This window comes from Pseudomonas sp. YA1, from assembly GCF_058680555.1.
In genome coordinates, this window is record NZ_JBZWBG010000004.1 from 20381 (window position 1) to 38120 (window position 17740).

Here is a 17740-nt window from a genome sequence, read left to right on the forward strand (position 1 = left end):
CCTTAAACCCTGGCTCCTTGGGAGGCGCTGTCAACGACAGCGAGCCAATTCGAATTCGAGGGCTGGCGGGATGTCCCGCCGGCCGGATTGCTCAATCGTCATAAAGTGGCAGGCCCTTAAGCGTGGGCGCGAATGGATCGAGTACCAGGAACCGAATGTCTGCTTGTCCCGCGAGGTGAAGTAGATCGACCAGGTGTTCGTCGAGGCCGAAGGCAAGCTGTTCTTGTCGAAGAGCGGCTGCGGTCATCTCCAGGATCTCCAGACACTCATCCGTCCAAGGGGTGTTGTGCAAGCGAAAGCCCACCGCACCGTGCTCGTTACACCAGAAGAGCGATACCAACACCGAGGGCAAGCGGATTGGCATCTTGGTCGAGAACCTTTCGTAGAGGCTATTCCACGCGCTGATGGGTAGATGTGTTTTTCTGATCTCCCAGCAGCGGTTGTAACCGCCACCGAACGAAAGGTGACGAACGACACTCTGGGCTTCGGCCAAGGAATACAGATCGCCTATGTGCTTTTGCTGACCGTCCTGCTCGGCAAGGATGCCGTAGAGCACATTGCGCACCAGACCGTTGTAAGGACAGCGGTCAGAAAGTGCAGTATCGATCTCTCGACCTTCAGTAACTAGGGCGAAGTCGTCATTGAAGATGCATGGAAAGCACTGTAGTTGAGTATCGGAGAGGATTTGCTGCGATGGATGCAACGCGCGATAGCAGGGGGGGCAATCATCTTCGTATGTTATCTGTAGCGTTCGCTCGATTCTGAAGTCAGTATAGCCGTGGATAAACGGATTATATTGAGTCATGGGGTATCTCCAGTAGCCGGGAAGCCCATGCCCTTAGAGACTATGGACCTCCAGGGGAAGTAAGGGGCGCCGAAGCGCCCTGGTGATGTAGAGTCGTTGCGGTTAACGCAATTCGGAGAAGTCACCACCCGACAGGGGGATGACCCCGTCTGGGTTGAATTAGCAGAGGCACATAGGCAAAAGGGTAAAACTTAATATTCCCGTTGCGACCACGTGCCGTTGTCTAATGCCTGTTGGGCAAGTTCGCGGGAGGGGTAGTATTCAACCGACTCGCGCGAAGCTGGTCCTTCTTCATCAAGGGTGCCGATATAAAAGCCGGCGTTGGACATAAGAACCTGCAGCGGCAGTTCGAGACGAAGATGGGCGAGTGCCCGCTTTCCGTATTGCATGGTGATTCTCCTTTCGGTAGGAAACACCAGTCCCAAGGGGACTGAGGTCCCCTAAATGGGAAATGTCTGGCGGTTAGGCCAAGGCAGATACCTGGGCATTGTTGCTGGCTAGGAACAGCCAGGCGAAGTTGCAGAACTGACTGCTGAGCAGCAGCTCGTCCTCGACGTCGCTGAGGCTAACCTCCTCTACTTCCGGCAGGGCGGGCAGATCTACGATTTGGATATTGCTCATGATGATCTCCAGATAATGGAGAACACCACGCCCTGGGGGAGATGGTGCCCCCCGGGTGGGTATGCGATGAAGAGTGGCGCATAGCGTAGGTAGTGAAAGGCCCTCGGGATGAGGGCCGGTATTCGATCAAGCCGTGCTCAAGCAGCGGCTTGTTCAGCGTGCTCAGCGGGGGCTGCGGGTTCACCTTGCGGTTCGCCTTGGCCTTGCTGGGCTTTCTCAGCTTCTTCCTTCGCATCGTAGACGGTGGTGCCATCCACTTTGATCCAGGAGATGAAGAGCAGCCGGCCTTTGAGGCTTGCGCCGGACTGGCCTTTTTTCTCGCCTTTCTCGTAGGTGAAGGGATCCGCCCAGATGTCGCCGATACGGAAAGAAATCAGCACCTTCTTCTCGGCCTCGACTGCTTCCTTGCAACGGCGGACAAGCTTTTCAGCTTGGGCGCCGACCACTTTGCAATCGATGTAGGAGTATTCCACGCTGTCTGCCGCGCCATGGAGGGCAGCAACAGTAGCGGCGAGGAACGGTTCACCTCGGCGGATCGGTACTTCGCGGATGCGATTGAGGTAGCCGATACCGGTGGTGTGCAGGTCGAAATATTTGGCTTCTTGGGCTTGGGTGTTGTTGCTCATGATGGTTCTCCAGTTTCGTAAGCGAAAGCGGAGAAACACCTTGCCCGTCAGGGAAAAGTATTCCCCGCATGGGTCGGTATTGGGAGGTAAATCTGAGGGAGAGGGCTTCCATCAACCTGTGGTTGATTGATCGCGCTACCGGAAGCTGGTGCGATCTTGGGTTCGATCTACACGGAAATCCGTGTCGTAGTCTTTCAGATCATGACTACTGGGGGAGGATTGCCGACAACGTCAGCAGCTCACGGTGCAAAGAATGAAAAGGCCTGTTGCAGTTGTCAAGCCCCCGCGAATGAAAAAGCCCCTCACACGGAGGGGCTTGAGGTCAGTGCGGGCGGTGCCGATGGTTAAACTTCGTAAGCTTGCGCTTGAGGTTGGGCCAATCGGCCCAGGCCGCCATCGACAAGCACACTACAAGCAAGGCGGTCAGCATGATCACGCCGAAAGTCGTTTGGCTCATCTCAAGATTCCTCCTGAGTCAGGTAGATACCTGTAGACCAGATTACCACACCTACCGACAGCGCAAGGGCAGTCAGGATGCGATGCTCGCCGAGAAAAATACCGATCAAACCAGCGGCTACCGCCGTGGTTCCAATCTTGCGTAGATCTTCTGCGATTGCGGAAAGTTTTGCGGAACCCATGGTTTTCCTCGAAAAATGCCGGAAAACCACCCTGCGGGATGGTTCCCGGCAGGGTTGGGGGTGGTAGCAGTGGCTATTAGCGGCCGAGAGCAGCTACTTGTTCATCCGTCATGGTGGACAAGTAGTCCTGCCAGCGTTGGTGGTATTGCTCCTGAGTACGCCGATGGAGTTCCCAAGAGACTGCGCTACCAGGAGGTGCTGGCAAAAGAGCAATCTCATGATCGTTCAGGGACTCTAACTGGAGAGGGGGCCTCCCCATTTCGCTTTCGGAGTTGGGTGCAATCAAATGGTCGAGGGAACCCATCTTGAGCTCCTTCCTGACTGGCGTTTCAGCTTTGGCGGTCGCCTTGGCCGGCTTGGGTTTGCGTGCGCGCTTGGGCTTTTGCACCTCGCGCGTATTGGCTAGATACCAGTCATTCAGGTTGACATTCTTCAGCCGGACGATGGCTGGGATGTCGCTGATGTGTTCTAGCTCGCCAGCGGTCGGGCCGGCCAGGAAGGCAGGATCGATGCGCTGGACGCTCAACGCAACCGGCGCTTGTGCTTGCACTACGACCGGAGGGCGCCTGAGCGCTCTGCGGAACTCACGCACAACACTGCCGAGGGCAAAGCCGATTTCGAAGCTGGTGGATTGCTTGGACATGGTGTTTCTCCTGCAGGTTGAGGGTGCGGAGAAAACACTGGCCCTGGCGGGGAAGTGGATTCCCCGCTGGGTTGCGGAAGGGAGCTTCTATCGACCGAGGCCGACCGACCGCGCTACCAGAAGCTATGCGGTCTTGGGTTGGATCAACACGGTGGGCTGTGCTGCAGCATTTCGGATCCGAGCTGCATGGGGGCATGTCGCTGACAACGTCAGCAGGACATGGGAGGAGGTTGTACGCGTTGAGCGTGGGCGTCAAGGGGCGGATAAACGACAGCCCCTGTGAAGGGGCTGTCGGGCGGGAGCCAGGCGAAATCAGTGAGCGGTGAACAGCTCAGCCAGGCTCTGGGCGGTGAGGATGGCGTCGGCCCAGGCTTCGAGCTGGGCCTGGGTGGCGGCTTCCAGCCGGGCGCGATCGGCAGCCGACAGCGGGCCAAAGCGGCGCTCCGCCAATCGGGTCAATAGTGCCGCCTGACCTTCCTGGCGTCCTTGCTGAAGACCTTGCTGAAGACCTTGCTGAAGACCTTCGCGCTTCCAGGTTTCGGACCATTGTCCGGTGTGTTCGGTGAGCATGATGTAGATGTCCTCCAAGGTTTCGGTCGACGGTAGCTGGTTGGCTTGCCGGTTGAGTTTTTCGGCGACGGTATGCCGGATCCAGACGTTGAAGGCACGCCTTACACTATCACATTCGGGGGCGTGCAACAGCTTTTGCAACGTTTCGACGGCGCGGATCGCTTGTTGTGGGTGAGCGCTGTTTTCCAGGTGCAGGACTTGGGCTACCAGGTTGTCGTCCTTGGGCAAGGTTGTGACATCCAGGTGTCGTTCGTCGAGCAGGAAATAGCGCAGTTTGGGTTTATAGGCGGCCAGGGGCGAGTCCGCAGGGATCTCGAACAGGTCGGCGGTGTCGAGCGGGCCGCTCCATCGGGGGCTACCGTTGTAGAGGACGATAGGGAAGACCGGTGGTAGAGGCTGTCCAGGCAAGACGACCCTCTGTCGGGCGAGGTCCTGGTAAAGCAGACCTATGTAGGTCATCAGGCGAATGGCCATCCAGTAGTCGTCGGTGCTCTGGAACTCGAGCAACAGGTAGAGGTAGATCCAGTGGTCATTGTCGAGGCGAACGCGCCATAGCAGGTCGTTGTGTCGGTCGCGCAGGTCGTCGGAGACGAATTGGCCGCTGACTTTTTCCAGGGTACTGAAGTCCAGGTGCTGGACCCACTGTTCGGGGACAAAGCCGCGGAGCAGGTCGCGGACCAGGTCGGGGTGGGAGAATAGGAGTTTGTAGGCGCTGTCATATTGGGCCATTGAATTTCTCTTGGTGGATGATGAGGGCATCCCAATGGGGCGAGCGTAGTGAGATTGTGGCGAGCGGCGTCAGAAAGGGTCGAGCATGGTGGATCTCCTGTGTTGCGGGCACGATGGAGAACACCGATTCCTTGATGGGAGGGTGTTCCCATCAAGAGGGGGAGGAGGCGCTCCAGCAGAAGCTGCTGTTTCCGCGCTGCCGAGCGCTGTGCGGACTTGGGGGAGGATCGACACGCTGGACGGTGCTGCAGCCTTTCGGATCCAAGCTGCATGGGGGCATGTCGCTGACAACGTCAGCAGATCACGCGTTCATCATCGAAGCGGGGGGCGAAAGTGTCAAGGTCAAGCAGGAGGGGGAGCGGATGCAGCGGGCGGAGAGCGAGGGCGGAAGAGCGCGGCTGGTAGAAACCCTGTCAAAGGTTTCCCCAGCCGTGTCTGGAAGGGGAGTCAAGTGAGCCACCTGTGGTTGAATCGTCGATCCCTGGGCATTGATCGTCTCGATCCCATCACCCGGCCATTATCGTGGCTTGGCCAGCAAACAGTAGGCACGCATCCGCGTACAAAGGGAGCCCTGCGTATCACCGGCGGGCCACCGGCAGGGAGAAGGATCCCGATGGGTAGCCTGATAGTCCTGGAGCAGGAGCATCAGGCTACCCATGGAGAGGGGAAAAGGAGGGGCCGTAACACCAGTACGACCCTTAAATCGAGGGTACACCGAACCTCTTGAGAACCCTATGTGCCTTTAAACTCGCTCGACACGAGTTGACGGCTGCATGACAAGCAAAAGAACAGGGAGACACAGGGAGAATTCTCAACCAGATCCGCACGCCCCACCCGGTGTTGTAGCGTGCTTACGGTTTGGTAATGAGGCGAACCTGCATCACCAGGGCGCTACTGATGACCGTCAGTAGCCAGCGGGGTGAAATCAAAGTTGATGGCATTATGTGTTCAGAAGGCTGGTTTATCAAGCAGCGCCGGGGTTTACTGGCCTCTGGAGGTTATTTGACCGCGACCACCGCGCCCTCGGGGATGGGCGCAGGGAGCGCAATGGCAGTGGCTCCGAGGCGGCGCGTGACTAACTGGCCGTTGCGCCTGACACCAACTAGGTCGGATTCCGTACCGGCATCCACGGCTGCCGCCAGCCCTGCCGGCGGCGAGGCGATGAAGGCGTAGCTGGTGTCGGCGGCGATGTAGCCCTGAAGCCGCGCTGGCTTGCGGAACCAGGCCGGTAAACCAAGAGCGGAGTCCGCCGGCGAACCGCTGAAACCGGGGTTGGCGTGTGCGTACTCCGCCAGCCTGGAGCGGTAGAGCAGCAAGCTCCTGGCCAGGGTATCGACCTCGGCCAGTTCGGCGCTCGAGGTCGCGTGGTCGCTTTGTACACTCAGCCAGGTTCCGGTGAGCAGGGTGAGCAATAGGGCAATCCAGAGCAGCGGCATGATATCTGGAGGACTCCCTAGTTGAGGTAGGTGGCCGTCACACGCATGCCGGCGGAGTTGCCGAATCCTGCGAGCACAACGGTGCTGTAAAGGCAGAACCGGTGTCCGGCTTTCACCATGGCGGAGATCGAGGCGTCTTCAACTACGTCAGCGTTTCGCCCAGCGGTGGAGCGCGCTTGACCAACGATCACGCCATCGACTTCCAGGCGCAGAACGCCGGGGCCGGAGCCATTGATCAGCGCGTCCCTGGATACCGCTTGGCAGTGGGTGCGGGGTCGGTTATCGGCGGGATACTGTGCCAGCACCACAGGGGTGGCGATATTCACGCCACTGGGCCGTTTCCACAGCCCATCGGTGCAGAATAGGGGGCCGCTGTTGTCTCTGCCTACCAGGCCATTGGGGGCGCATCCTGCATTTTCTGCCGCCAAACCATTGATCTGAAGGTACTCGCCGACGGTCGTTCTACCTTCGGAGCTGAGCTTTCCCCCTCTCAATTCTCCGCCGGTATAAACGTTCTTGTTCATCCACGACCTGACCCATGTGCTGTCACTCATATACCAGCCACCGTCCCACCGTTCGTTGTACCAACCTGAGTTACCGCGGGTCCTGAACCAGCCTCCGGTGTACGTCTCGCCGGCGACGTCAGCAGTGCCGGCTTTCACCGTGCCAGTGGCTGTCACGTTGCGCGCGCTGATGTCCGCGCTGGTCGTGATGTTTCCGCTGGCGGTGACCGCTCCGGCTGCGGCGATATTGTTGCCGCCCATATTCAATGCCGTGTTCATCCGGTTGAGCTCGGGATGACCCGGGACGGCATTGCGGTAGAGGTACTCGTTGGCAATGGCGCCGTCCTGGAAGAACAGCGCCGTCGCCAGGTGTCCAGCGCCGGGAGCGCTACCGAAATTGCTCAAGGCCACCTGCCAGGCGGCGCCCTGGGCGACACTGGTGTTGGTTTTCGAGATGTAGCCCCCGGTGGCTCCCATGAGCTGCGCGATCCGGCGGATCGAGAGTTCGGAAGCTACCTGTCCACCCGTGGTCACGATCAGCGTTTCGAGCTGGTTGGCCGCCGGCTTGCGGGCCAGTACCTGGTATTGCTGGCCGTAGATGTTGGTGTCGCGGAAGCCTGCGGGCAGGTAACGGGTGTTGCGCAACATCGGGACGGTGATCACCGCCGGGGCCGTGGCGCCGGCGCTGGCCAGAACCGTGCTGAAGTTGTCCTTCAGGTACTTCTCCGCTGCCTTGGCCACCTGCTGTTGCTGCTGGGCCGCGTGCTGTTCATTCAGGCCGTCTAGATAGCTCATCAAGACTGAAATCCCGCCGGTAGTCGCGATGGCGATAACGATCAAGGCGATCATTAATTCAATTGAGATAAAGCCGCGGCTGAGCTTGAGGTTATTCATAGATAGGCTCCCACAGGCTTTTGCGAGCCTGGCGATTCACATCGTCCTCAAGTAGATGAATCTGCTGCCGGCGGATCTTATCGCGCATGGCGACGGAGTCCACTCCGGTGAAAAGCAACGGTTCTGCGTGCAGTCTTCGAGCGCCGCCATCACTTACCAACTCCTGGCAGATCACGGCCTGAATGCCTTCAGCCACGACGTCGTAGGCATTGGACGCGAGGGGTTTGGCCAGGGTGATCAGCCGTTCGATGGCTTGCGGGCAGTTCTTGGCGTGGATGGTCGATATGACCAGGTTGCCGTTCAGCGAAGCTTTGCAAGCCTGATAGGCGGTGTCTTCGTCGCGGATCTCGCCGATCAATATCAGGTCGGCTCCGGTACGCAGGGTGCGCAACAGGGCTTCGCTGTAGCCTCCCGAGCGTCGTGAGGTTCTGACTTGGATACAGCGGCCGAGTCCATGTTGGCCGCTGAGATTGGTTTCTTGTGGATCCTCGACTGTGAAGCCAACCCCGCCCAGGGTCTGCAGTCGGGCGAGAATCAGCGAGGCGGCGGAGCTGGTCTTGCCGGTCGCCATATCGCCACAGAACAGGATCAAGCCCTGCAGTTGCGGGTTCAGGAGCGTAGCGACCACCTCGCTCGGATAGCCGATATCCTCGAAGCTTCGAACTTGGGCTGTCGACCGGCGCAGCACGAAGACACTCCCGCCGTTGAAAGCATCTTCCAGTTGGGTGACGCGCAGCAGCACACCGTCGACGACGATGGCGAACTCGGGATCCTGCAGCTCCTCCAGCGTTTGCCTGCAGAGCTGGAGCAGTTCCTGGGCGTGCGACTCCCACTCGCGAGGCACCTCGACTCGGCGCGCGCCGACGCCGGCCAGGCCCTTCACGTCGGCGAAGCCTTCACCGAGGTAAAGGTCGACGAACTGAGCCTGAATGATCGGGTTCACACTCACGAACTGTAGGTCCAGGTAATGCTGTTGCTATCGCTGCTGCAGGCCTGGGTCGCAGCCGCAGTGGTGACCTCACCAGTGATAGCGGTGCCGCTGTTGATCTTGGTCTGCTCGAAGGTGTTCTTCGCGATTTTGGTGCCCAGGGTGATACAGGCATCCTTGGGCAGCTTGCTGGTGGTGATCGAGAAGCCCATGCCGGTGGACGAGACAGTGACCGATCCGCCGTAGACGTTGTAGACGACGCCGGAGGAGACACTCATGTTCTTCGGCACGCCGTTGATTGCGATCAGGCTCGGGATCAGGTTGGTACCGCTGGAGCCGTAGCCCGAAGAGGTCTTCAGGGCACGTGCGTTGGCCGCAATGACGCTGATGTTGCGCTGTTCCTCGTTGGCGTTGGACGAACTGAACATCCCAGCCGCTGCGGCCAGGCCCAGGCCGACCCCGATGGCGATGATGATCAGCACGATGATCATCTCGATGGAAACGAAACCGCCCTGCGTCGGACGGGAGGTGCGTTGCGTAGTGCTCATGGAGCGCTCCTTGGTGAGGTTTCAGTGGTTCATGGATTGGATGAGCTGCTGTGCCTGGTAGGCGCCGAGCAGGACCAGGATCATCAGCGCGCCGATGAAGATCAGGGCGAAGTTCTTCACCAGCCCGGCGGCCAGCTCGATCTGCTTGAGGCTGGTCTCCTGCCAGCGGCGGCTGAACTTGACCAGAGCTTCGGAGAAGCCTCCCCGGTTGGCGAGGATGCACAGGTACTGGATGGCCTGTCGGTCGGGGAAATCGTGACCGGCGCTGCGAAGGGCGACTCCCAGGTTCTGGCCCAGGCCCACGCCGTAGCGGGCAGCTTCCAAGCGCTGCTTCAGCCAGGGCGGGGAGATCTTGATCATGCTGGCCAGGCTGTCGTAGGGGCGTATGCCGGCGTTGAGCATGACGGCCATGTTCAGCAGGAAGGTGGTGCCCTGGAGCATGCGGTAGATGGACCAGGGCGGCAGCATCCGGTCCAGCCAGACCCGGCCTTTCCAGCGGTAGGTCGGTAACGTGACGATGACCACCACCGTGAGGGTGATGACGGCGACCAGAACGTAGATACCAGGTCCTGTGACGAAGCTGGCAATGGCGTTGAGCGTGGCGAGCGGGCCGGTCCACGTGACTGGATCGGAGAGCCTGGCCAGGCTGGGGACCATGCGATAGGCCACGATGCACAGCAGGAACACCATCATGGCGGACAGCGCCGAGGGATAGAGCAGCGCCTGCCAGATGGTGGCGCGGATCCTGGCCTGGGCCTCGACCAGGGAGACGGCATCGCCCATGGCCTGAACCAGGTTGCCGCTCATCTCGCCGGCCTCGATCAGCGCTCGCTCCTGGGCGGGCAGATAGAGCGCCATGGCGGTGGCCAGACGCTTGCCGTTGGACAGCCCCATCAGCGCTTCGCGACTGGCGATGGCCACCGGATGAAACGGATGCTGTCCCTCATGAGCGAAGATCTTGTGCACCTCTGCCACAGCGTCCTTCAACGGGACCCCGTTTTCGAGCAGGGTGGACATGCTTTCGTAGAACTGCAGGCGTTCCTTGCGGCCGAACTGCTTGCTGTAGAAGGCGAACTGCAACTGCTCCCAGAAGCCCCCCATCAGCACGCCTCCTGCGAGTAGAAGCTGTCGTCGAGCAGATGCTCATCGAAGTCGAGTGGCCCAATGAAATCCTCGACTATCTGCGGGTCGAACATGCCCTCGTTGATGCGGCGGATGGCGTGGGCGTGCTTGGTGATGCCCTGCATGGTCTTGACCCAGTAGTTGCGTGCCTCGGCTGGGCCGCCTTTGGCGAACACACGCATGAAGGCCAGGGTGGGCAGCACCACCTCGGCGACGATCGAGCGGCCGTTGACTCCGGAGCCACGGCAGGCCTGGCAGCCAGGCCCCTTGACGTACACCTGGGAAACATCGGTCAAGCGCTGGACCCGTTCGACCAGATCGGGCGCGAGCTGGTCTTGGTGGTCTTGGAAGCGCACTTTGCAGTGGGGGCAGAGCTTGGGCAGCAGGCTCTGGTTGATCAGACCGGTCAGCAGGGCCGGATCGAACAGCAAGCCGGGGTCGACACCCAGGTCCTTGAGGCGCTGGACAATGCCGATCGCGCTATTGGTGTGCAGGGTCGACCACAGGCCGTGCCCGGTCATCGCGCCACGGAAGGCGGCGACAGCGGCGAAGAGGTCGCGCACTTCGCCGATCATCATGTAGTCCGGATCCAGGCGCATGCCGTTGGCGATGCCTGCGGCCCAGGCCTGGCGTTCTGCGTCTGGGTCAGTGGCGTCATAGACCAGTGGGGTCTGGTTGATGCCTTCGCCGCGAATGCGGTATTCCGGTGGATCCTCGATGGTCAGGATATGCTTGGATCCGCCATGCAGCTTATCGAGTCCTTCCATGGTGACCTTCAAGGTCATCGACTTCCCTGACCCGGTGGGGCCGGACAGGATGTTGATGCCGTAAGGCATGCGCATCATGCGATCGAACAGCGCGTTCTGCTCGGGCAGGTAGCCGAGCTGCTCCAGGCTGTCGAGGCCGGTATCGTCGTAGAGCAGCCGCAGGATCATCAGGAACCCACCGGCGCGCGGGCGGGTCGCGATCCGGGCGCCGAACAGGTTCAGCTTCTCGACGAAGGCCTGGCTCATCCGCGCGTCCTGGTCCAATTGCGGCTTGAAAAGCGGCTCGGCCACGTCGCACATGGACTGGTAGATGGTTGCGCAAAGTTCGTGCAGTTCCTGGCTGCGGTACTGCTCGACGGTCTTCAGCAGGCCGTCGACGCGGAAACGGATCTTGCTGCCGGTGCCGGCGGGACTCACGACGAAATGCACGTCACTGGCGCGCAGCTCTGTGGCCTTACGAATGATCTTGACCACGCGCTCCTGCATCTGGGTGGCGCGCTGGCCATCGCTATCGACCAGGCCGTCCATGGCGACGGCGCGGTAGAGCTGGTGAATGGTCTGCAGGTCGGTGAGGTTGAGCTGGTATCGGAAGCCACGGCGATCGAGACGGTCGATGAACGACAGAACGTGAATGTCGTTCTGGTGGCTCTCCGATAGATAGAGCGTGCCGTCGGCGGCCAGGGCCATGATCTCTTGCAGGTGCTTCGAGACCTCCCACTCGCCACCGTCGGCGGTGAGCAGTTGGGTCACCATGGAGGGCTGTACAAGCGCGGCAATTTGAAGGTTCGTCATGGCGGTACCTACTGGATGAACGGCTGCGGTACCGCCCCGGGCAGCGCCGGCGGAACGGAGGCGCCTTGGGCCGAGGAGGCGGCTTGGGTCGGGGCAACGCTGGAGAAGCCCACGGGCACGCGGTTGCCGTCCTTGTCGGTGAGTACGACCTGGTCCAGGGAAATCGACTCGACGCGGTAGTTGCCCGGCAGCTCCGCGCCGCTGGCGGCGTCCACCTCGTACCCGCCCGGGAACAAGAATGTGGCAGTCATCTTGCCGCCGGCGCCGTAGATGGTCCGCACCACTGGCGGAACCGGCTGCGTGATCGTCGGCGCCGCCGCCGGCACCGGCATGGCGAACGTCTGCCCCTGGGCGCTGACGACCTGGCCGGTTTCGCCTTTGCCCTCCAGTTGCCGCTGCGCCGTGGCCAGACGCACCTTGGCCTCGGTGAGGATGGCCTGGGCCTGGATCTCCGCCAGTTCGCCAACGGTGCCGGCGCAGGCCTGGCCGGACGCGAGGAGGAAGAGCACGGCCACGGCCATGCCGATCGGCTCAGTTCGCATAGATTTCTCCTGTGACAGTCCAGTCCAACTGGCTGTCCTTGAGCGTGGTTTCGAGGTTGGTGATGCGGACCCCGGCGGCGGGCAGCCCCTGGAAGGTCAGGTCTGCCGGGAGCCTGGTCTGGGCGCTGAAGGTGAATTTCTTCCAGGAGGGCAACACCACTTGCTGCTCCGTCGCCGCTTCCGCGCCAGGAAGGGGCGGAGTTGTCTCCTGGCTGATCGACAGCTTGGGCTCGACACCCTGACGGTACAGATGGCTGGTGAGCGCCTGCAGCGCGTCGTCGGCTGGCTGCAGCGGCTCATCGCTACCGATGGCGACTTTCAGGTCGACCTTCAGGGCCGCGGTGTTGCCGTTGTCGATGACGAAGGCGGGGCGGTCAGCGAACAGGTGCTGGCTGGCCGCTGTCAGGTCGGCTGCCGTGCTGTTGCCGGTACGGTGGTAGGTGGCGACCAGGACCCTGCCGTCGCACTTGCTGGATTCGAAGAGCCAGCCCTGGATCGACAGCGACAGTACCCCCGTTGCCTTGCTACAGGCGCGTAGCATGTCCTCGAGGTCAGGCATGAGCGTCCAAGGCTTCTGCAATGAAGCCAGGTCCAGCGGCTGCTTGGCCTGGGCGTTCTTCTCGGCCAGCTCGGCGAGGCGCCTCTGCTCCTCGAGGAGCGCGGCTTGTCTGGCGAGCTCTTGCTGGTGGGCATTCCATAGGTAGTAGGCGGTTAGCGACCCGCCTACCAAGCAACCGAGCAGGGCCACTGCCGTCCACTCTCTGGCGGACAAGCCGAAGGTGAGTTGCCGGAGGCGGTAGTCGCGCCGCAGGCGCTTCGGCGCGAGCAGTTCCTCGATGTCGAAGTCCTTGACGGGGAAATCGAATCCTTCGGGAACGAAGACCTGTGCGTTTCGAAGCACGCCGCGCGTAGAGAGCTTCCTGATCCGGTCCCTGGCTTCGTCGAAGGTAGTGACCAGGTCCTGGCCGGGGACGATCGCACCATCGAGCGTGGCGACCAGTGCGTAGCGGTCCTCGTCGACCTTCCAGCAGGCCAGGAAGTCGCCTTCGAACTGGCCTGAAAGCGCCGAGGCCAGGGAGTACATGCCCTTGACTGCGCCTTGCGACTTCGAAACGAAGCCGGCCTGGATCACTGTCGGCGAATGGCGGATGGCAACGATGTCCAGATGCTCTTCCTTGCCCAGCTTGCGCGCTTCCTTCATGTACTGCCGCTGGCTGGATAGCGGCCGCCAGAACAGGCCGCTGACGAACTTGTTGCCGTGGTAGCTCAGGATCGAGACGTCTGGTCCACGGCTACCGATGTCAGGCTTCTCCATGGTTCAGCCCAGCACGACGGGGGTGATCAGCACCACGATGACCTCGCGTTTGGTATTGCGGGTCAGCCCGCCGCCAAGGCCGAAGAATCCGGCGTCGCCGGTGCCGACCTTGTTGGTATCCTCGGTGGTCTGGTCGAAGCCGGAGAGCACCAAGGTCTCGCCGCTGCGCAGGCGTACCTTCTGGTCGAACAGTTGTATGTCGTAGCTCGGGAACTGGGCTTTGGAGTCCCCGCTGGTCTGCATTTCGAACGTCGGTCTGGAGGTCATGTTGATGTTGATCTTCAGCAGCATCTCGCCGCTTTCCATCACGAACGGCAGCAGGCTCATGTTGTAGCCGCTGGTCACGGCGCCCGGGATCAGCGAGGTGGTACTGCCGACCTGGGCGACGTTGGAGATCTGGCTGGAGGCCAGGTAGCTGTCGTAGCGGCCGATCTGGATCGGCGCCGACTGGAGGTTGAGCGTGGTCACGGACGGGGAGCGGACGGTCGAGACGCGACCCTGCTGGGCCAGCGCCTGGACCATGGCCTTGGATCCTGCCCAGGCACTGTTGGCGGTATCCAGGATGCTCACGGAGCCGGAGATCGCGCTTTGATCGATGCCTGGCATGGTGTTCTTCAGGCCGATGCCCCACTTGTTGTTGAGCGACTTGTAGACCAGGTTCCAGTCGATCCCCAGTTGATCCTTGTCGGTCAGGGCGACCGAGAGCACGTTGACGTTCAGCAGCACCTGCTTGGTGATGCTCTCGTTCTCCCGGTTGACCAACTGCTGGACGCGGTTGAGGACCTCTGGTCGGTCGGTGACGGTCAGGGTGCCCGTGGCACGCGACAGCGACATGCGTCCCATGCTCGGCGTCAGCATCGAGTTGATGCTGTTCTCTATGTCGCTGAGGATCGAGGTCTTCAGCTCGGAGCTGGTGGTCTGCTTGCTGCCGGAGTCGCCGCTGATGCCGGAGCTGCCATTCTGTCCAGTGGATCCGGAGCCATCCCCGCTGATGCCGGCGGCCGTCGTCATACCGGAACGCACGGTGGAGTCCACCGTGTTGACGTCGTCGAAGGCGTAGATGCGGAAGGTCCGAGTGTCCAGGTAGTAGAACTCGACCCGTTTCTCGGTTGGGTTGTAGCGCCAGGACACGCCGGCGCGGGCGGCGATGAGATCGAGGAACCCGCTGACCTTGCCGTTCCATTTGATGTTGTACAGCGACCGCGGGCCGTAGGACCCGAAGCTCGACCCCATGCTGCCGCCGGCACCTAGGGACATGCCGTTGGCGACGGAGGCAGGAAACAGCATGGTGGCCATGTCCTGGCCGCCTTGGATGGGCGGCGGGGCGTTGCTCGCGCGCTGCTGAGGTTGCAGGGCAAAAGCGGCCGGGTTCAGCGCGTCGGGCGTGATACTGACCGCCAGGTGGCATTGGTTGATGACTTCCTGGGCGGCCTCCTGCAGCGACGCTGCATCTGCAGGGCGCCACGTCACGATGCAGTCACTGGACAAGGTGTGCGAAACGCTCAGGGGCTTCGTGCTGACCCAGGGTTTGTCGGAGAAAACCACCGTATCGCGGCGATCCGGTCGGGTGTTGCGCATCTGTGCTGCGATCGTCGACGCGGAATCTGCCGTAGCTTCGACACGATCCGCCGACTCGTTCACCCGCGTGACCGAGCAACTGGCCAGCGCGGGGATCAGGAGGCAAGGCAAGAGGTTCTTCAGGGGGGCACGCATCAGTTCTTGCGCTCCTTGATGATGATCAGGGACTGCGGCCGGCTGGCGTTCACCAGGAAGGGCCGTTCGGCAGCGTCATACAGCGGGAACAGCTCGGATACCGCGTCCTCGAAGGAGCCGTGGAAGGTCAGAGGAGCTTCGATCGGATAGTTGAGATCCTGCGGCTCCCAGCGGACGGTCCAGCGTGCGCGCTTGGCCCAGGCTTCCAAGGTGTCGCGCAGGGTTGATCCCGTCTCGGCCGACCAGGCCTGTGTCAGCGGCCGACTCGGCTCCGCCGAAGGGAGCGCCTTGTCCGGTGGAGTGGAAGCCACGGTGGCCGGAGTGGGCGGCGTGGACTTCACGGCGGAGGCCGGAAGCTTGATCGGTGCCGAAGCCGCGGGAGGAGAAGAGGAGTGGCCATCCTTGGCCGGTGCGGCTGGGGGGAGCACAGTGGTGTATTCAGGCTTCTTGGTCGGAGCGGGGCTGGTTGTGATCGGCGCCGGCGTTGGCACCGAGGCGACCACGACGGGCGACTCCAGCGTGCTGACTTTTTCCGTGGAGGAGGGTTGCGTTACCGCCGCTGGAGTTGGGGCAGCGGGCTTCGCATACAGTTGCTGGACCGGTTTCGGCCTTGGCACCGGGGGAAGTTGATAGCCCGGGCGCAGCACGAAGCAGACCTGCCGCGCGACCTCGTCGACCTTCACCTGCCAGGCAGGGCCGGAGAGGACCTGGAGGGTGTTGCGCAGGGTCATCGGGCCGAGCTTGTACTGAGCCGCCGGCAGCGGCCGGGTGTAGAGGATGTTCACATGACCGGCCTCTGCCGGGCACAGCGAGTAACCCGAGCGGCTCATCACGTACTGCATGGCGTCCTTGACACTCGGGTTCATGCTCGACGGGATGGTTACGTCGATGATCTGGGCCATCAGGTCGCGTTGACCGGCATCAGGCTGGGTGCTGACCAGGGTGTAGCGCCCGTAGCGCACGACGGGCTCCTTCTCCGGTTGTACGCCATTCGGGTACAGGTCCGGTGAGAGCAGGTCTGGATTGCGGCTGCTGTCGAAGGCGGGCCTGGCCGGCTCAGCCTTGTGGGTCGTGCAGCTGGCGAGCAGCAGGCACAGCGTGAGAGTGGTCAACTGCCTGGTCATTGAGGCCCCCTTTGATGATGGGGCACACAGTGGCAGGCCATCCGCCATGCTTCAGCAGGAAATACTCGGCTGGAACCTGGTGTATTTTTTAACTCGCTCGAATGTGGTGCTGTGGTCAGTGATACGCCGGAAGGTTAGGAGGCGTTTCGATGGCTGTGAGGCATACTACATGATGTCATCGCGGCTTCATTGCCCCGACTCGAAGTGAGGAACTAATGAACGTATTTGCGCTTATCACTAATCCCGAAGAACCTATCGATCTGACCGAAGACAACTACTACAGACGAACTAATAGAAAGGAGCCGTACATCCAGACGGTTAACGGTGAGCTGAGGTCATATGCAATCTGCCCGTCATGCCAAAACCCAACTGTCATGGTTAACAGAACAGCAACGGAAACCCGTAGTGGTAGTTTCTATGCGAGGCATCATAAGGGTAATGTTCGTGGTATTGCTAACTATAATGAGAGAAGGTATTTAACGTGTCGTCTCGCTAATGCGGCAAGAATGGATCAAAAGGTAAGACGTCCTTCGTCTCGGAAAGAAGAAAGTGATGAGGTTAAGGTGGCTTTGGTAGAGGCGTTTGATCTAGTGGTTTCGTTTATCGAGTCAGATACTGGAGTCAGGTTCGTAGATCGGGTTTTAGAGGAGATGCTTGAAGATTTCGGCAAGAACAAGGGCTATGAATATTCGGCGATCAATTTGTACAACCTGCCCTATGCGTTTGCTTATATGACAGAGTCCAAGGATATTTATGGGTGTTCTGTAAGCAATGAGGTTGCAGAGGAAATAAACAAATTATCCGAAGGTTTTTGGGCTAGGTCTTACTTTGGCTTGCATTACATAAATAGGAAGGAGGGTAGCCGCTCCAAGATACGGCTACTGTTCTTCGGTCATACGGAGTCGATGAAGAATGGTGGGAGAGAGTCTATCGTCATGCGGGTCGTGGAGATACCTCCAGGTGCAGAGGTTGACACTGCCAGAGTGCTTTATGAGAAATCGATCATCCTCGACAGTGCCAAGTTCTACAACTACTACATGAAGCGCAAACGGCGCGTGGAAATGGCACGGTCAAAGCTGCGTTAACAATGTCTCTCTGATTTTTGAGTCCATCACTGACTCTATCTCATCGTAGGTGAAGGGATATCGTGCAATTTCATCCTCGACGAGTTCTACGTATAGTGCTGGAACCGTAGGTTCACGGTGAAGGTAATATAAGGCGATTGCTGTCGCCATTTCGCAAAATCTATCTGGTTCTGACAGCGCCTCCTTAATATTCGCTAGCAGCTCTGGAGAGGCGGCTTGTGCGAGCTCGTAGAGCGCCTCGATCTTCAGCAGCGCTTGCAGAACCATATTTTTTCTGTAATCGATAGTCGGTGAGGGCTGCTCGAATCTCATTTTGGGGCGTCTCCTGCTGAACAGTCG

The 17740-nt window shown here is 60.5% G+C and carries 20 protein-coding genes; 1 reads left to right on the forward strand and 19 read right to left on the reverse strand.

Going from position 1 to position 17740, the window contains the following annotated elements:
• Positions 1-91 precede the first annotated feature (91 nt).
• The 18 genes from AC4OR5_RS06415 to pilL2 all read right to left on the reverse strand — a co-directional run bounded on the left by AC4OR5_RS06415 (position 92) and on the right by pilL2 (position 16316).
• Positions 92-805 carry a DUF5983 family protein gene (locus AC4OR5_RS06415; RefSeq protein WP_003121003.1) on the reverse strand — a complete coding sequence of 238 codons (714 nt, stop codon included), beginning with the start codon at positions 803-805 and terminating at the stop codon, positions 92-94.
• 191 nt (positions 806-996) lie between these two features.
• Positions 997-1194 (reverse strand): hypothetical protein, encoded by a 198-nt coding sequence (locus AC4OR5_RS06420; RefSeq protein WP_003448593.1) that lies wholly within the window; start codon positions 1192-1194, stop codon positions 997-999.
• A 73-nt stretch (positions 1195-1267) separates the two neighbouring features.
• Positions 1268-1426 carry a hypothetical protein gene (locus AC4OR5_RS06425; RefSeq protein ID WP_003121002.1) on the reverse strand — a complete coding sequence of 53 codons (159 nt, stop codon included), beginning with the start codon at positions 1424-1426 and terminating at the stop codon, positions 1268-1270.
• Between the two features lie 137 nt (positions 1427-1563).
• Positions 1564-2052 carry an STY4534 family ICE replication protein gene (locus tag AC4OR5_RS06430; protein ID WP_003448595.1) on the reverse strand — a complete coding sequence of 163 codons (489 nt, stop codon included), beginning with the start codon at positions 2050-2052 and terminating at the stop codon, positions 1564-1566.
• Positions 2053-2374: 322 nt separating this feature from the next.
• Complete coding sequence (locus tag AC4OR5_RS06435; protein ID WP_003121000.1) at positions 2375-2509, reverse strand: hypothetical protein; 135 nt, start codon at positions 2507-2509, stop codon at positions 2375-2377.
• Position 2510: 1 nt separating this feature from the next.
• Positions 2511-2690 (reverse strand): hypothetical protein, encoded by a 180-nt coding sequence (locus AC4OR5_RS06440; RefSeq protein ID WP_004347955.1) that lies wholly within the window; start codon positions 2688-2690, stop codon positions 2511-2513.
• Between the two features lie 76 nt (positions 2691-2766).
• Positions 2767-3333 (reverse strand): hypothetical protein, encoded by a 567-nt coding sequence (locus AC4OR5_RS06445; RefSeq protein WP_003120999.1) that lies wholly within the window; start codon positions 3331-3333, stop codon positions 2767-2769.
• A 312-nt stretch (positions 3334-3645) separates the two neighbouring features.
• Positions 3646-4632 (reverse strand): Rpn family recombination-promoting nuclease/putative transposase, encoded by a 987-nt coding sequence (locus tag AC4OR5_RS06450; RefSeq protein ID WP_003099775.1) that lies wholly within the window; start codon positions 4630-4632, stop codon positions 3646-3648.
• Positions 4633-5630: 998 nt separating this feature from the next.
• Positions 5631-6068 (reverse strand): type IV pilus biogenesis protein PilM, encoded by a 438-nt coding sequence (pilM, locus tag AC4OR5_RS06455; protein ID WP_003120998.1) that lies wholly within the window; start codon positions 6066-6068, stop codon positions 5631-5633.
• Positions 6069-6085: 17 nt separating this feature from the next.
• A complete protein-coding gene (gene pilV, locus AC4OR5_RS06460; protein ID WP_003099769.1) occupies positions 6086-7465 on the reverse strand; it encodes a shufflon system plasmid conjugative transfer pilus tip adhesin PilV in 1380 nt (459 codons plus the stop codon).
• A complete protein-coding gene (locus AC4OR5_RS06465) occupies positions 7458-8414 on the reverse strand; it encodes an ATPase, T2SS/T4P/T4SS family (protein ID WP_003448639.1) in 957 nt (318 codons plus the stop codon). Before AC4OR5_RS06465 ends, pilV begins: the two co-directional genes overlap by 8 nt.
• Positions 8411-8941, reverse strand: coding sequence for a type 4 pilus major pilin (locus AC4OR5_RS06470; RefSeq protein WP_003120996.1), 531 nt, complete (start codon positions 8939-8941; stop codon positions 8411-8413). The genes AC4OR5_RS06465 and AC4OR5_RS06470 overlap by 4 nt, the downstream gene beginning before the upstream one ends.
• A 21-nt stretch (positions 8942-8962) precedes the next feature.
• Positions 8963-10042 (reverse strand): type II secretion system F family protein, encoded by a 1080-nt coding sequence (locus AC4OR5_RS06475; RefSeq protein ID WP_003123335.1) that lies wholly within the window; start codon positions 10040-10042, stop codon positions 8963-8965.
• Positions 10042-11622, reverse strand: a complete 1581-nt coding sequence (locus AC4OR5_RS06480; RefSeq protein ID WP_063896706.1) for a GspE/PulE family protein — start codon at positions 11620-11622, stop codon at positions 10042-10044. The genes AC4OR5_RS06475 and AC4OR5_RS06480 overlap by 1 nt, the downstream gene beginning before the upstream one ends.
• Positions 11623-11630: 8 nt before the next feature.
• A complete protein-coding gene (gene pilP, locus AC4OR5_RS06485) occupies positions 11631-12164 on the reverse strand; it encodes a type IV pilus biogenesis protein PilP (protein WP_003099760.1) in 534 nt (177 codons plus the stop codon).
• A complete protein-coding gene (pilO2, locus tag AC4OR5_RS06490; protein ID WP_003099758.1) occupies positions 12154-13479 on the reverse strand; it encodes a type 4b pilus protein PilO2 in 1326 nt (441 codons plus the stop codon). The genes pilP and pilO2 overlap by 11 nt, the downstream gene beginning before the upstream one ends.
• A 3-nt stretch (positions 13480-13482) precedes the next feature.
• Entirely contained in the window at positions 13483-15192 is a 1710-nt protein-coding gene (pilN, locus tag AC4OR5_RS06495; RefSeq protein WP_003099757.1) for a PilN family type IVB pilus formation outer membrane protein, read from the reverse strand.
• Positions 15192-16316, reverse strand: coding sequence for a PFGI-1 class ICE element type IV pilus protein PilL2 (pilL2, locus tag AC4OR5_RS06500; protein ID WP_012076859.1), 1125 nt, complete (start codon positions 16314-16316; stop codon positions 15192-15194). The genes pilN and pilL2 overlap by 1 nt, the downstream gene beginning before the upstream one ends.
• A 215-nt stretch (positions 16317-16531) precedes the next feature.
• Here pilL2 and AC4OR5_RS06505 point away from each other — a divergent pair, with 215 nt between their 5' ends.
• Positions 16532-17401: a hypothetical protein gene (locus AC4OR5_RS06505; RefSeq protein WP_023110985.1), complete on the forward strand. Its 870-nt coding sequence runs from the start codon at positions 16532-16534 to the stop codon at positions 17399-17401.
• On the opposite strand, the gene AC4OR5_RS06510 is transcribed toward AC4OR5_RS06505, so the two are convergent.
• Positions 17387-17713, reverse strand: a complete 327-nt coding sequence (locus tag AC4OR5_RS06510) for a hypothetical protein (RefSeq protein ID WP_023110984.1) — start codon at positions 17711-17713, stop codon at positions 17387-17389. The genes AC4OR5_RS06505 and AC4OR5_RS06510 overlap by 15 nt on opposite strands.
• Positions 17714-17740 lie beyond the last annotated feature (27 nt).